The sequence below is a fragment of the Pacificispira spongiicola genome, from assembly GCF_012926505.1.
GTDB lineage: Bacteria > Pseudomonadota > Alphaproteobacteria > UBA8366 > Aestuariispiraceae > Pacificispira > Pacificispira spongiicola.
In genome coordinates this window covers 206,647-221,319 of record NZ_JABBNT010000001.1, presented here as the reverse complement: position 1 = coordinate 221,319, position 14,673 = coordinate 206,647, and the positions used below count along the sequence as shown (strand labels likewise).

The window sequence follows — 14,673 nt, the reverse complement described above, 5'->3', positions numbered from 1 at the left end:
CCGGTATTCTATGGTCCAGTCCGGTCATTCGGAAAAATTAACGCAGCGGCGGGATCATGAGCGGCGATCACAGTCATGGGCACGACAATCATCTGGACGATATGACAGCACGGGTCATGGCGCTGGAAACCGTCCTGACCGAAAAAGGCCTTGTCGATCCGGCGGCGCTGGACGCCATTATCGATACCTATGAAACGAAGGTCGGTCCGCGCAACGGGGCGCATGTCGTGGCCAAGGCGTGGAGCGATCCCGACTTCGCGGACTGGCTGAAACGCGACGCCACGGCCGCGATCGGGTCGCTAGGCTATAGCGGGCGGCAGGGCGAACATATGCGCGCCGTCTTCAACACCGACGATACTCATAACCTTGTCGTCTGTACTTTATGTTCCTGCTATCCGTGGAGCGTCCTGGGGCTGCCGCCGGTCTGGTACAAATCGCCGCCCTATCGGTCCCGTGCGGTCAGCGATCCGCGCGGCGTGCTGGCGGAATTCGGCCTGACCCTGCCGGAAGAAAAAGCCGTTCGTGTTTGGGATTCGACGGCGGAACTTCGCTATCTGGTCATCCCGCAACGTCCGGCGGGGACCGACGGTTGGGACGAAGACCGGCTGGCCACTTTGGTGACCCGGAATTCCATGATCGGTACGGAAGAGGCGTTGCAGCCATGAACGGACCGCAGGATTTGGGTGGGCGCGACGGGTTCGGTCCCGTTGCACCGGAACAGGACGAACCGCTGTTCCATGCGGATTGGGAAAAGCGCGCCATGGCCGTGACCCTGGCGGCGGGGGCGATGGGTCATTGGACCCTGGATGAGTCCCGTCATGCCCGCGAAGACCGCGATCCCGTCGAGTATCTGAGTTCGAGTTACTACAAGATTTGGATCATGGCGTTGGAGCGCCTGCTGATTCGTCACGGCTTGGTGACGCAAGACGAACTGGCGGCGGGAAAACCGTTGCATGAGACAGCGCCGCCAAACCGCGTGTTGAAGGCCGATATGGTCGCCGCCGCCCTGGCAAAGGGCGGACCTGTAGACCGCGACCCGGGCGACAGGAAACCGGCCTTTGCCGTCGGGGACCGGGTTCGGACCCGTAACCTGCAACCGACCGGGCATGTGCGTCTACCGTCCTATGCCCGCGATAAGGTCGGTACGGTGGAGGCGGTGCAGGGATATCATGCCTTCCCGGACAAGAGCGCGTTGGGTGATCGCTCGGCGGCCGAATGGATCTATACCGTCACCTTTGACGCCAAGACCCTATGGGGTGACCGGGGACGGGACGGCGATGCCGTATCGATCGATGCGTGGGAGCCGTATCTGGACCATGTCTGATACACGGAAGAATTCGGTTCCGCCGATCCAGGGGTTGCCGATCGATAATGACGAACCCGTTTTCCATGCGCCGTGGCAGGCGAAAGCCTTCGCGCTGACCGTCAAACTGCATGAGGCCGGTCTGTTCACGTGGCCCGCCTGGGCGGAGATGTTTTCCGACGTCTTGAAGGACCTGCCGTCCGACATGGGCGGCGATATCCGGTCCTCCGCCTATGCCGAAGCCTACTTTTCGGCTTGGACTGAGGCGCTGGAGCGAATGATCGCACAAGCGGGCGTCGCCGATGCGGCGCATTTGGGCGATGTCGCGGCGACATGGAAGCGGGCCGCGGAAGCGACGCCGCACGGCACGCCGATCCTCTATGAGCGTGGCCTGGAGTTGAAAAACCCGTGAGCATAAGTCTGGTGTCGTCGCCAGACATGTCGCACGTGGCGCAAATTTGTTGAATCTCCGACGCAGGCGTACAATTCATTTCGGCGCGCGGCCCCCATTCTGCGCCCCGTTCTGATCCCCCCGTACGGTAAGAGATCCACGATGACGCATTTTTCCGCCCTGTCGCTGTTCAAGAACGCCCTGTCCGGCCATAAGAATTGGCAGGAACAGTGGCCCGAACGCGAACCCAAAGCCGAATACGACGTTGTGATCGTCGGTGCCGGTGGTCATGGCCTCGGCTGTGCCCATTATCTGGCGAAGGAACACGGCATTACGAATGTCGCCGTGATCGACAAGGGCTGGTTGGGCGGCGGCAATACGGGCCGCAACACGACGATTATTCGGTCCAACTACCTGTATGACGAAAGCGCCGGTCTTTATGACCACGCCGTCGACCTGTGGGAAAACCTCAGCCAGGATCTGAACTACAACGTCATGTATTCCAAGCGCGGCGTGCTGATGCTGGCGCATAACGTCCATGACATCCAAAGCTTCCAGCGTCACATCCATGCCAACCGTCTGAACGGCGTGGACAACACCTGGCTGACGCCGGAACAGGCGAAGGAATTCTGCCCGCCGCTCAGCATCGATCCGGGTGCGCGTTATCCGGTGGTTGGCGCCGCCCTGCAGCGCCGCGCCGGGACTGCGCGCCACGATGCGGTGGCCTGGGGCTATGCCCGGTCCGCGTCTCAGCGCGGTGTGGATATCATCCAGAATTGCGCCGTGACCGCCATCCGTCGCGGTCCGGACGGCGCCGTCGAGGGTGTGGAAACGGCCAAAGGCTTCATCAAGGCGAAAAAGGTCGCCGTGTCCGCCGCCGGGAACACGACGGTGGTGCTGGATTCCGCGGGCGTGCGGATGCCGCTGGAAAGCTTCCCGCTGCAGGCGCTTGTATCCGAACCGGTGAAGCCGATCTTCCCCTGCGTTGTCATGTCGAACACGGTGCATGCCTATATCAGCCAGTCCGATAAGGGCGAATTGGTCATCGGCTCCGGCACCGATCAGTATACCAGCTATTCCCAGCGGGGCGGTCTGCCGCTGATCGAACACACGGTCGCGGCGATCTGCGAAATTTTCCCGATCTTCCGTCGCATGCGGATGATGCGGAAATGGGGCGGTATCGTCGATGTGACGCCGGACCGCTCGCCCATCGTCGGCAAGCTGCCGGTGCCGGGTCTGTATGTGAACTGCGGCTGGGGTACCGGCGGGTTCAAGGCGACCCCGGGCGCGGCGCATGTTCTGGCCTGGACGGTCGCGAAGGACGAACCGCACCCGATCAACGCGCCCTTCACGCTGGAGCGTTTCACCACCGGACGGCTGATCGACGAAGCCGCCGCCGCCGCCGTTGCCCACTAAGGCCCGTCTTAAAGAGACCGTCTTATAAGGACCGACCATCATGTTGCTGATCCACTGCCCGTACTGCGACAAGGAATTGCCGGAGCTGGAATTCGCCTATGCCGGTGAAGCCCATATCGCGCGTCCGGTCGACCCGTCCGCCCTGTCCGACGACGAATGGCGCGATTTTCTGTTCATTCGATCCAATCCGCGCGGCACGCATTTCGAACGCTGGCGCCATATCCATGGCTGTGGCCGCTTCTTCAATGCGGCGCGCGACACGGTTACGGACAAGTTCCTGACCACCTATCCCGCGGGTGAAGCCCGTCCCGACATTTCCAAACTGACCGGAAGCAAGGCATGAGCGCGTTTCGTATCGCCGGCAAGGGCCGGGTCAATCACTCCAAACCGGTCCGTTTCACCTTCGACGGCAAGACCGTTCAGGCGCTGGACGGGGATACGGTTGCGTCCGCATTGCTGGCCAATGGGATTCATCTGGTCGGCCGGTCGTTCAAGTATCACCGTCCGCGTGGCATCCTGACCGCAGGATCGGAAGAACCTAACGCGCTGGTCGGTACGACGCGCGGTCCGGGCCGATTCGAACCGAACACCCGCGCGACGATGCAGGAAGTCTTCGACGGCTTGAAGACGGAAAGCCAGAACCGCTGGCCCAGCCTGACCATGGATATCGGGTCGGTGAACGACCGGATGCACAAGCTGTTTTCGGCGGGTTTTTACTACAAGACCTTCATGTGGCCGCGCAGCTTCTGGGACAAGGTCTACGAACCTTTCATCCGCGCGGCGGCGGGTCTCGGCAAATCGCCGACGGAAGAAGACCCGGATCACTATGCGTCTCGCTTCCACCATTGCGACGTGCTGATCGTCGGCGGCGGCGCGGCCGGTCTGGCAGCGGCCTTGACCGCCGGGCGCAGCGGCGCATCGGTTGTCCTGGTCGATGAACAGTCGGAACTGGGCGGGTCGCTGCTGTCCGAACCGTCGATCGAAATCGACGGCAAGGATGCGTGGTCCTGGCTGGACGCCACGGTCGCCGAATTGTCCGGCATGGCCAATGTGCGGATCATGACCCGCACGACGGCCATCGGCTATTATCATCAGAACATGGTCGGCCTGTGTCAGAAGTTGACGGACCATATGGCGACACCGCCGGCGGATGCGCCGCGCGAACGCCTCTGGCGTGTCCGGGCGAAGCAGGTCGTGCTGGCCCAGGGCGCCTCGGAAAAGCCGCTTGTCTTTGACGGCAACGACCGGCCCGGTGTCATGATGGCCGGGGCCGCGCAGACCTATCTGAACCGCTTCGGCGTGACGGTCGGCCGCTATGCGGCGGTGGTGACCAGCCATGACAGCGCCTGGTACGCGGCTTTCGACCTGCTGACGGCGGGTGTGAAAGTCAACGCCATCGTGGATACGCGGGCACAGGTCGATCCGACCCTGGTCGATTCCGCCCGCGCGCTGGGCATCGACGTGTTTCTCAGCAGCACCGTCACGGGCACCTCGGGACGCAAGCGCGTCACGTCGATGACCGTTGCGCCGGTAACCGACGGCAAAGTGTCCGGCGGGTCCCATGTCGTGGCCTGCGACACCGTCCTGATGTGCGGCGGCTGGACGCCGAACCTGCATCTGTTCTCCCACACTAAGGGGTCCTTGATCTGGGACGACGAGAACAAAGTCTACTTGCCGCATGAAAAGACCGAGGAATGCCAGGTCGCGGGCGCGGGCCGTGCCGTCTGGGGCATCGCCGATACGCTGAAAGACGGGGCCGACGCCGGTGCCGCGGCGGTGAAGAGCCTCGGCAAGTCCGGTGCGGCGGTTACTTTCACGGTGTCGAAGGATCGGACCGGTAGTGGCGAAACCCATCGCGAATTGCCGACCGACGGCGATCCGGGATCGGCGCGGGCCTTCATCGACTTCCAGAATGACGTGCAGGCGAAGGATATCCGTCTGGCCGTGCGTGAGGGCATGAAGTCGATCGAACATGTGAAGCGCTACACCACCAACGGCATGGCGACCGATCAGGGCAAGCTCAGCAACATCAACGGGTTGATGATTGCCTCCGACGCGCTGGGCCGTGACGTGAAACAGGTCGGTCTGACGACCTTCCGTCCGCCCTATACGCCGACGACCTTCGGCGCGCTGGCGGGCTATCACAAGGACGGTCATTTCGAAATCACCCGGAAGACGACCATCGACAGCTGGGCGGAAGAAAAAGGCGCGGTCTTCGAACCGGTCGCCCTGTTCCGCCGTGCGCGTTACTTCCCGCAGGGCAGTGAAGACATGCATGCGGCCGTCAACCGCGAATGCAAGGCGACCCGCACGTCGCTGGGCATGTTCGACGCGTCGACCCTGGGCAAGATCGAAGTGGTCGGCCCGGATGCGGTCGAATTCATGAACCGCATGTACACGAATCCCTGGACGAAACTTCAGCCGGGTCGCTGCCGTTACGGTTTGCTGCTGGGGGAAGACGGGTATATCCGGGATGACGGCGTGATCGGTCGCCTGACGGAAGACCGTTTCCACGTGACCACGACGACCGGCGGCGCGCCGCGCGTCCTGAACATGATGGAAGATTATCTTCAGACCGAATGGCCGGACCTGAAAGTTTGGCTGACCTCCACCACCGAACAATGGGCGGTGGTCGCGCTGAACGGTCCGAACGCCCGTAAACTGCTGGAGCCGCTGGTCGAAGGTCTGGATATCTCCGACGAGGCCTTCCCGCATATGTCGGTGGCGGATTGCACGGTCGGCGGTCTACCTGCGCGTCTGTTCCGTGTCAGCTTCACCGGGGAACTGGGTTTCGAAGTGAACGTACCGGCCCGCTACGGTCTCCAGCTTTGGGAGATGTTGTGGGAAGCCGGACAGCAATACGATATCTGCCCCTACGGTACGGAAACGATGCACGTTCTGCGCGCCGAAAAGGGTTATATCATCATCGGCCAGGACACGGACGGCACGGTTACGCCGGACGATGCCGGGATTTCCTGGGCCATCGGCAAGGCGAAACCGGATTTCGTCGGTAAGCGATCGCTCGCGCGCCCGGATTTGGTTGCGTCGGGCCGCAAACAGTTGATCGGTCTGTTAACCGTCGATCCCAAGACCGTGCTGGAAGAAGGCGCGCAGATCGTCGACGACCCGAAACAGCCGATCCCGATGAAGATGCTGGGCCATGTCACCTCCTCCTATTGGAGCGAGGCGCTGGGTCGGTCCATCGCCATGGCGGTTGTTGAGGACGGCCGCGCGCGGGACGGTAAGTCGGTCTATATCCCGATGCCGAACGGCGTGATTGAAGCGACGGTGCAGGCCAGCACCGTATTCTATGACCCCGAAGGCGCGCGCCTGAAGCTTTAACGGAGAAGACGACCATGGTTGAAATCACGCGCCTGCCGGAAGAAGCCCGGTTCAGTTTCCGTGTCGCCGCGGGAGGCGTCGCCGCCGCGTCCAAGGCGTTCGGCGTCGATCTGCCGACGACCATCGGCGGGATGGCCGCGAACGGTAGCCGCCGCGCCCTGTGCCTGGGGCCGGACGAATGGCAGTTGGATGCCGCCGCAAGCGAACGCGACGCGGTCGTGGCCGCCTTCGCCGGTATCTATGCCGACACGCCGCACAGCCTCGTTGAGGTCACGGACCGGGAATTCACCTATCAGATTTCCGGCGAACAGGCCGAGGAACTGCTGACCGTCGGGGTGCCGCGCGACATGGCGCTGGTCACGGTCGGATCGGGCACGCGGACTCTTTTCGACACGGTGCCCGCCATTCTGGTACGGGAAGCGGACAACCGCTTCACCCTGTCGGTCTGGCGCAGTTTCGCCCCTCATGCGGAAGAACTGCTGCATATCGCGAATAAGGAATTCGCGGCAGGTCTCTGACGACGGAAACAGCCCTTTCGAACCCCGCTCGACTTCTCTAAGGTCCGCCCAACGAGAATAGCTTGAGCGGGGTTTTTCATGTCCGAAACGGCGGATGTCATCGTCGTCGGCGGCGGCATTGCGGGCATTGGTGCCGCGGCGATGCTCAGCGGAGACGCCAAAGTCATCGTTCTGGAAACCGAAGACGCGCCGGGCCGTCATTCGACGGGCCGCTCGGCGGCGATCTTCATCCGGAATTACGGCAATGCGGTGCTGCGCAGTCTGAATGCGGCATCCGCCCCGTTCCTGGAATCGCCTGAAATTCTGGACCTTACGTCGGTCCTGTCCCCGCGTGGCGAATTGCTGGTGGCGGGTGAAGAGGACCTGCCGGAACTGGAAGCCTATCTGGACGGCGCGGTCGGCATCGAACGCATGACGCCGGAACAGGCGGTCGAACTGGTGCCGATTCTCCGCAAGGAATTGCTGGTGGCGGCGGCGTATGAACCGGACGCGCAGGACATCGATGTCGATCGCCTGTTCCAGGGGTACATTCGGTATCTGCGCCACAATGGCGGGACCATTGCGACCAAGGCCCCGGTGGAAGCGCTGTCCCGCGACAACGGCGTTTGGACTGTCACGGCGGGCGGTGACACTTATCAAGCCCCGATCGTCGTGAATGCGTCGGGCGCATGGGCCGATGTCCTTGCCGGATTGGCCGGACTGTCCCCGATCGGTATTCAGCCGATGCGGCGGACGGCGGCGATCCTGCCCGCGCCGGAAATTGAGGGGTTCGACCGTTGGCCGTTATTCGCCGCCGCGTCGGAGGAATGGTATGCGAAGCCGGAAGCCGGGACCCTGATGGTTTCCCCCGCCGACGAGGACCCGGTCGATCCGCACGATGCCTGGGCCGACGATATGGTGCTGGCGGAAGGCCTGTACCGGTTCGAACAGGCCGTCAATTATCCCGTCACCCGCGTGGAGCGTAGTTGGGCGGGCTTGCGTAGTTTCGCACCGGATCGCAGCCCCGTTGTCGGTTTCGACCCGCGCTGCGACGGCTTTTTCTGGCTGGCGGGGCAGGGCGGTTACGGCATCCAAACCGCGCCCGCACTATCCACGCTGGCTGCCGATCTGTGTCTGGGGCGCGACTGCGGTCTGGACGCCGAAACGGTTTCGGCACTCTCGCCGGGCCGTTTTCTTTCTTGAACCCCGAAAGGAAATCTCATGAGTGATATTACCCGTCTCGACCCCGGCCCACGTATGAGCCAGGCCGTCGTCCACAACGGTATCGTCTATCTGGCCGGTCAGGTCGGCACGGCAGGCGCCAGCGTCACCGAACAGACGAAAACGGCCCTGGCTGCCGTCGAGGAACTGCTGGCCAAGGCCGGGTCCGACAAGTCGCGGATCCTGCAGGCGACTCTCTGGCTGGCCGACATGGCGGATTTTGCCGAAATGAACGCGGTTTGGGACGCCTGGGTCGACCCGAACAACACGCCTGCCCGCGCCACGGGCGAAGCGAAATTGGCCACGCCGGAGTACAAGTTCGAAGCGATCATCGTCGCGGCGGTCAAGTAATCCGCACCGGGCTTGCGGACGGCCCCCGACGTTCCCGGGTTGAGCAAGCCCGCGTCATTGTGTAACCAAAAGCGCGCTGGGTCGGATTAGGCTCGGCGCCTTTTCCGTTCCAGGGAGCATGTCGTGAAAAATAGCGGGTCAGACCCTCGCGGGTTGTCGGTTCGGACGATCGCCGTCGGGGTGTCGTTGGGGGCTGCCGTACCCGCACTCGCGATCGGTAAGGCGGCGATGGCGCCTTTCCTGGCGGTGGCACTGATCGGTGTCTTATCCAGCCTCACGACCCGCGCGGCGTGGGACGAGGTTTTCAGGCGTATTGTCTCTCCCTTGGGGATGACGCTCGGCGCTGGGTTTCTGCTGTGGCTGAGCAGTGCGTTGTTGTCGGACCATGTCTGGGCATCGGTGGAAACGGTCATCCGCACGGTCGCCATGGTTTTTGCGGGATTGTTGTTTTCCGTTTTCCTGGATGAGGATTCGGACCGGCGGCAGATTATGGGGCGGGCGCTTGTCTGGATATCGCTCGCTGTCATCCTATTCGTGGTGGCGTGCTTTTATCTCGGCGATCATATCGACGGTTTTGTACGCGCGGTAGGGGGCGGCGAATGGGCGTCGGCGCAGGTTCGTTTCAAGATGTTCGGGTCCGCGGTTGTTTGTTTGCTTCCGGTTGTCTTCTACTTCGGTCTTCGGATCGGGGGGTCGGTAAAGTGGGCTGCATTTTCCTGTGTGCCCTTGGTCATGCTGGAACTTTACGCCGATGGTGTGGAGCCCAGCTATTCCGGTATTCTTGGTATGGTTGGCAGCTCGGCCTTCGTGGCGGTCGTCTTGCTGCTTGGACGGATCAGACCCGCCATGCGCCGTATTGTATTGTCGGTTCTACTTGTCGGCGCGCTGGGCGGAGCGGTTGTGTTCCTTGAAGCCCTGCCCAAGCCGCCGGCCCCGCCGGTGCCGCAAATGAACGTGCCGTTCCCCGATTGGCACAGGCAGGTTATCTGGGGTTTCACCTGGGAGCAGTTAAAGTCGTCGCCTGTGCTTGGGGTCGGACCGAACACGATCAGCAAGGTTCCGGGCGCGCATGACATCATTCCCGGTATGAACCAGGAATATATCCCCGCCCACCCGCATAATTGGGTTCTGGAAATCGGCTCGGAAACTGGCATTCTGGGGCTGTCGGCCTTTGTTGCTGCTTTGCTGATGTTCGTACGCCGGTACTCCGTGCGCGTTGTGGCGGGTCGATGCGATGGCTGGGCGGGCCTCTTCTTGATGGGGGTCTTTTGGTCCAGCGCCATGGTGAACTTTTCGATTTGGGCTGCGTGGTGGGTGTTGGTGTTTGTCTTGCTTGTCGCCTTACTTCCCTGGAACGAGAAAGGGCGCAAGCCGTGGCCCGGCGAGAAAGGTTGAGCGAATGACGGAACGGGCGGAAGATCACGGCATTTCCGATCTGCCCGTCGGCACGGTTCGGGATCTGCGATGGACCGTCCGTGCGGAGGATGTGGACGCCTTCGCGGCGTTGAGCGGCGACTTCAATCCGCTTCATATCGACGACGATTATGCGCGATCCCAAGGATTCCCGGCACGGGTTGCGCATGGTTTCCTATTGGGTGCGAAAGTATCCGCGCTGGTGGGGATGCTGTTGCCGGGGCGCCGTTGCCTGTTGTTGGATCACTCCCTGTCGTATCCTAAGCCGGTGCATGTCAGTGACGATGTGACCCTAACCGGGACGGTCGCGGCGCGGCATGAAGAAATGAGCCTGATTGAAGTGAAATTGCGCGCAACCGTCATACGGGACGAAATAGCGACGACAGTGGCCAGGGGAAAGGCGACATGCAAGATCCTGTACTGATTGTCGGTGCGTCGGGAACGATCGGCGGGGCCGTCGCGCGACGGTTGAAGGCTGAAAAGCGTGCCGTCGTTTTACATGGTGGCACAGACTCCGACCGCCTTTTGTCATTGGGGCGGGATTTGAACAGCCCTACCGTCAGCGGCGATTTAAGCGACGTCGAAACCGTGGCGGCAATCGCGGCGCGCGAAGACCTGGGTATGGATCGGCTTTCCGGGATCGTCTTTGCCGCTGCCCGACCGTTTCCGCACAAGCTGACCTTGCGCACGGACTGGACTGTGTTCCAGGATCAGATCGACAGCCAATTGAAGGCGCTGCACACGATATCCACAGGCCTCATTCCGGCGATGAAGAACCGTCCGGGCGGCGCCCGGATCGTCGTGTTGTCGACGGAATACGTCTTGGGCATGCCGCCGCAGAAAATCGCGCCCTATGCGGCAGCGAAGGCTGCGCTCACGGCCTATGCCAAAGTCCTCGCGCAGGAGGTGTTGAAGCACGATATTCGCGTACATATTCTTGCCCCGGGGATGGTGCCCTCGGCCCTCACGGCCGATATGCCGGACGAATATCTGGCACAGGTGGCGGACGGCATGCCGGAAAAGCGTCTGACGGCGGCAGAAGACGTCGCGGATGTGTGCAGCTTCCTTCTCCGGCCGGCGGGGGATACGCTCTATGGGACGGTCGTTCCGGTTTCCAGGGCGCCTCGGCGGGTCTGATCGAACGGCGTGGAGTTTTTGGCGACCATGGCGGAAATGAACGAAAAACTTCAGTCGATCAAACAGGCATTGAACGATCCCCTGTTGCTCGACCGGCCCGTGGATGAGTTGCGAAAACTCGCGAAACGTCTGAGCAAGTTCAAACAGGATTTGCCCCCTTTTCGCCGGCAGGCCCGAATAGCCATGGGGGGTGGAATCACGACCGCCTATGTCGCGGAAATCCTGCCTTTGTTCCTGGCCCAGCGTGGAATAGATGCGGAAATTCGCGATGCGGATTACGGCACCTATCGTTTCGAAATACTGGATGGGACAAGCGGCTATCACGCTTTTGTGCCGGACGTTACCATTCTGCTGCCCGGGCAAGGCGATCTTCGCCATGCGCCGCTGCCGGGTGTCGGTCCCGACGAAGCCGCATCCTGCGCCGCGCGGGAGGCAGCTGACTGGCTAACAATGTGGTCGCAGGTCAAGGGACAGGTGATCCAGACAGGGTTCTCAATGCCGCCGCAACGTCCGTTGGGTGAATTGGACGGGGGCGTGCCGGGGGGACTGTTGAACCACATCCGGCGTGTGAATTTGGCGATGGCCGATGCCGCCCCGGCATCCGTTTCCTTCGTGGATATGGAGGCGCTATCCGCCCGGCAGGGTGCTGCGCTATGGCAAGACGAACGTCTCTACCGGATCGCCAAGCAGCCTTTCGCCATGGAGGCATTGCCGTTCCTCTGCAACGCGCTGGCGGCATCGACCGCCGCGGCGCTGGGCTGTGCGCGTAAAGCACTGATCCTGGATTTGGACAACACGCTGTGGGGCGGCGTCATCGGCGATCAAGGTGTCGGCGGCATCGAATTGGGGCCGGAAACAGCGAATGGGGAATCCTATTCGGCGTTCCAGCGCTATTTGAAGGCACTGTCCGCGCGGGGGGTGCCGTTGTGCGTCTGTTCCAAGAACGATCACGACACCGCGCTGGAACCGTTCCGGCAACATTCCGGCATGGTATTGGCCGAATCCGACATTGCCTGTTTCGTCGCGAATTTCGGAAACAAGGCTGATAATATCCGGGCGATCGCGAAGTCTCTCAATCTTGGCCTGGATGCGTTTGTCTTTGTCGATGACAGCCCGGTGGAATGCGCCCAGGTCCGTCGCGAACTGCCCGAAGTCTGGACCATTGAACTGTCGGGGGATCCGTCCGGTTTTGCGACGCAGGTCGATCGGATCGATGCGTTCCCGATCACCCGATTGACGGATGAAGACCTGACGCGCGCGGAAAGCTATAAGGCGATGGCGGCGGTTCACGATGCGGTCGACAGCGGTTCCGATCTCGACGGGTTCCTGAAGGACCTTTCCCCCGTTGCGGTGTTCGAGGCGGTGCGGCCGGAAACCGTCGAACGGATTTGCCAACTGATCGCGAAAACCAATCAATTCAAACTGAACCCGACCCGCTTCGATGTGCCGGAAATCGAACAACGCGCGGACACCGTGCTGGCCGTCCGATTGAAGGATCGTTTGCAGGATTATGGCATCGTTTCCGTCGCCGTGGCGGAGGTCGACGGCGATGTGCTTGAGGTGCGGAACTGGGTGATGAGCTGCCGCGTGTTTTCCCGCCGCCTGGAATACAGAATCCGCGAAGAGCTTGCCGTCATGGCGGATCGTTTCGGGTGTAAGATGTTGCGGCTGACCTATACGCCGTCCGGGCGTAACGGGTTGCTCGGCGATGTGTTGCCGAAACTGGGATTTGTTGAAACATCGGCTGATGGGGTCTATGAGGCTGCATGCGCGCCGCCGGATGAAATGCCGCCGCATTTCATGACGCGCGATACCGGAATGCCCGATACGGAAGCGAAAGAATACGCCCTATGACGCATGACCAGATCCTCCAAAATCTGAACGAAGTTTTCTGCGATATCTTCGACGATGAAGACATCGTATTGACCCGGGATACGACGGCGGAAGACATCGAGGAATGGGACAGCCTCAATCAGATCAAAATCATCCTGGCATGCGAAAAGAAGTTTAATGTCCGCCTGAATGCGCGGGATATCAATTCGCTGGAAAATGTCGGGGCCATGGTGGACCTGCTTGCCGGTTTGAATCCGTCAGCAAGCTGATCCGGCGATGCTGTTCAGCAGTCGGGAATTCCTCTTCGTCTTTCTGCCGATTGCGCTGTTGCTCTACCATGGGGCCCGGCATCTTGCGGGCGGCAAGGCCGCGCTTCTGATCCTAAGCGTTACATCGCTGTTCTTCTACGGCTGGTGGAACCCGCCCTACCTTCTATTGTTGCTCGGGTCGATCGCCGGGAACCTTTTGCTCGCGCGGGCTATTAAGAAAAAGGGAAGCGGCTGGTTGTTGACGGTCGGCGTCGCGGCCAACCTTGCCGTCATCGGTTACTTTAAGTACCGGAATTTCTTTATCGAAAATATTGGCTATCTGGTCGGCGAAAGCTGGGACCTCGGCCCGATCTTTGTACCGCTGGCGATTTCCTTTTTCACCTTCCAGCAGATCGCTTTCCTCTGCGATGTCGCGGACGGGAAGGCCGATCCGAAAGATGGCCTTGGTTTCGTGACCTTCGTGGCGCTGTTTCCCCAGCTAATCGCCGGACCTATCGTCCTGTATCGCGAAATGACCCTTCAATTCGACGCCGTCGAAAAGGGGGAAGGAAAGGGCTGCACGCTTGTTGCGGCGGGGCTCGTGGTGTTTGTCCTTGGTCTGTTTAAGAAGGTGGTGCTGGCGGATTCGATCGGCCCCTATGCCGATGCAGCTTTTGTAAGCGTCGATACGCTCACCTTCCTGGAAGCCTGGGCCGCAGCGTTGGCCTATAGCTTCCAGCTATATTTCGATTTCTCCGGCTATTCGGACATGGCTGTGGGTCTCGGCCTGATGCTGGGGTTCAGTTTGCCGATCAATTTCGACACGCCGTTCCGGGCGGTGTCGATGATCGATTTCTGGAAACGTTGGCATATCACCATGACGCGTTTCTTCATGATGTATCTGTTCTCGCCGATCGCCCTCGCGCTGACCCGTTTTTCGATGGAACGCCGTCTGGCGGCGACCGGTGAGTTCGTGCTCGCCGTTGCCTTGCCGATCATTGTCACCTTCCTACTATCGGGGCTATGGCATGGGGCCGCATGGACCTATGTCGCCTTCGGCGGTGTGAATGCGGTCGGGCTTGTCGCGAACCACGCCTGGAAGAAGGGTAAGCTGCCGAGATTGCCGCGCCTCCTGGGGTGGGTATTGACCATGCTGACGGTGGTGGTGTCGTTTGTTTTCTTCCGCGCCGAAACTCTTGCTGATGCGGGCCATTTGCTGGCGCTGATGGCGAATCCCGCGACGATCGTGATGCCCAATTGGCTGTCCGGTATCGCGGACACCGTCGGCCTGCCTTGGCATACGCTCAGATTTTTCGCGACCGGCAGCTATACGATCCGACTGGCGGCCTGGCTGGCTGTTCTGCTGCCGCTGTCGCTTTTGATCCCCAATCTATCCAAAAATGCGTTGTCGTTGCGGTTCGGCTGGGGAACCGCCTTCGCGATTGCCGGGATGGCGTGGCTGTCCCTGTCGTTGCTCGACCGGCCCCAAGCCTTCATCTACTTCCAGTTCTAGGAGAGGAT

At 61.3% G+C, this 14,673-nt stretch carries 15 protein-coding genes; all 15 read left to right on the top strand.

Annotated elements, in window-relative coordinates:
• The first annotated feature begins 56 nt into the window (after positions 1–56).
• The 15 genes from nthA (at position 57) to HH303_RS01045 (ending at position 14,665) form a co-directional block, all read left to right on the top strand.
• Complete coding sequence (gene nthA, locus HH303_RS01115) at positions 57–665, top strand: nitrile hydratase subunit alpha (protein WP_169623366.1); 609 nt, start codon at positions 57–59, stop codon at positions 663–665.
• Positions 662–1,324 (top strand): nitrile hydratase subunit beta, encoded by a 663-nt coding sequence (gene nthB, locus HH303_RS01110; protein WP_169623365.1) that lies wholly within the window; start codon positions 662–664, stop codon positions 1,322–1,324. Before nthA ends, nthB begins: the two co-directional genes overlap by 4 nt.
• Positions 1,317–1,715: a nitrile hydratase accessory protein gene (locus tag HH303_RS01105; protein WP_169623364.1), complete on the top strand. Its 399-nt coding sequence runs from the start codon at positions 1,317–1,319 to the stop codon at positions 1,713–1,715. Before nthB ends, HH303_RS01105 begins: the two co-directional genes overlap by 8 nt.
• Before the next feature lie 141 nt (positions 1,716–1,856).
• On the top strand, positions 1,857–3,110 hold the full coding sequence (locus tag HH303_RS01100) for a sarcosine oxidase subunit beta family protein (protein WP_169623363.1): 1,254 nt from the start codon (positions 1,857–1,859) through the stop codon (positions 3,108–3,110).
• A 40-nt stretch (positions 3,111–3,150) separates the two neighbouring features.
• Positions 3,151–3,453 (top strand): sarcosine oxidase subunit delta, encoded by a 303-nt coding sequence (locus tag HH303_RS01095; protein WP_169623362.1) that lies wholly within the window; start codon positions 3,151–3,153, stop codon positions 3,451–3,453.
• Positions 3,450–6,452: a sarcosine oxidase subunit alpha gene (locus HH303_RS01090; protein WP_169623361.1), complete on the top strand. Its 3,003-nt coding sequence runs from the start codon at positions 3,450–3,452 to the stop codon at positions 6,450–6,452. Before HH303_RS01095 ends, HH303_RS01090 begins: the two co-directional genes overlap by 4 nt.
• A 14-nt stretch (positions 6,453–6,466) precedes the next feature.
• A complete protein-coding gene (locus HH303_RS01085) occupies positions 6,467–6,970 on the top strand; it encodes a sarcosine oxidase subunit gamma (protein WP_169623360.1) in 504 nt (167 codons plus the stop codon).
• Positions 6,971–7,048: 78 nt separating this feature from the next.
• Positions 7,049–8,152 (top strand): NAD(P)/FAD-dependent oxidoreductase, encoded by a 1,104-nt coding sequence (locus HH303_RS01080; RefSeq protein WP_169623359.1) that lies wholly within the window; start codon positions 7,049–7,051, stop codon positions 8,150–8,152.
• Between the two features lie 18 nt (positions 8,153–8,170).
• Entirely contained in the window at positions 8,171–8,521 is a 351-nt protein-coding gene (locus HH303_RS01075) for a RidA family protein (protein ID WP_169623358.1), read from the top strand.
• A 228-nt stretch (positions 8,522–8,749) separates the two neighbouring features.
• Complete coding sequence (locus tag HH303_RS01070; RefSeq protein WP_169623357.1) at positions 8,750–9,916, top strand: O-antigen ligase family protein; 1,167 nt, start codon at positions 8,750–8,752, stop codon at positions 9,914–9,916.
• 4 nt (positions 9,917–9,920) lie between these two features.
• Positions 9,921–10,358, top strand: a complete 438-nt coding sequence (locus HH303_RS01065) for a MaoC family dehydratase (protein WP_169623356.1) — start codon at positions 9,921–9,923, stop codon at positions 10,356–10,358.
• Entirely contained in the window at positions 10,340–11,071 is a 732-nt protein-coding gene (locus HH303_RS01060; protein WP_169623355.1) for an SDR family NAD(P)-dependent oxidoreductase, read from the top strand. Before HH303_RS01065 ends, HH303_RS01060 begins: the two co-directional genes overlap by 19 nt.
• 27 nt (positions 11,072–11,098) lie before the next feature.
• Entirely contained in the window at positions 11,099–12,925 is a 1,827-nt protein-coding gene (locus tag HH303_RS01055) for an HAD-IIIC family phosphatase (protein ID WP_169623354.1), read from the top strand.
• Entirely contained in the window at positions 12,922–13,173 is a 252-nt protein-coding gene (locus tag HH303_RS01050; RefSeq protein WP_169623353.1) for an acyl carrier protein, read from the top strand. The genes HH303_RS01055 and HH303_RS01050 overlap by 4 nt, the downstream gene beginning before the upstream one ends.
• A gap of 7 nt (positions 13,174–13,180) precedes the next feature.
• Positions 13,181–14,665, top strand: coding sequence for an MBOAT family O-acyltransferase (locus tag HH303_RS01045; RefSeq protein WP_169623352.1), 1,485 nt, complete (start codon positions 13,181–13,183; stop codon positions 14,663–14,665).
• Positions 14,666–14,673: the final 8 nt, after the last annotated feature.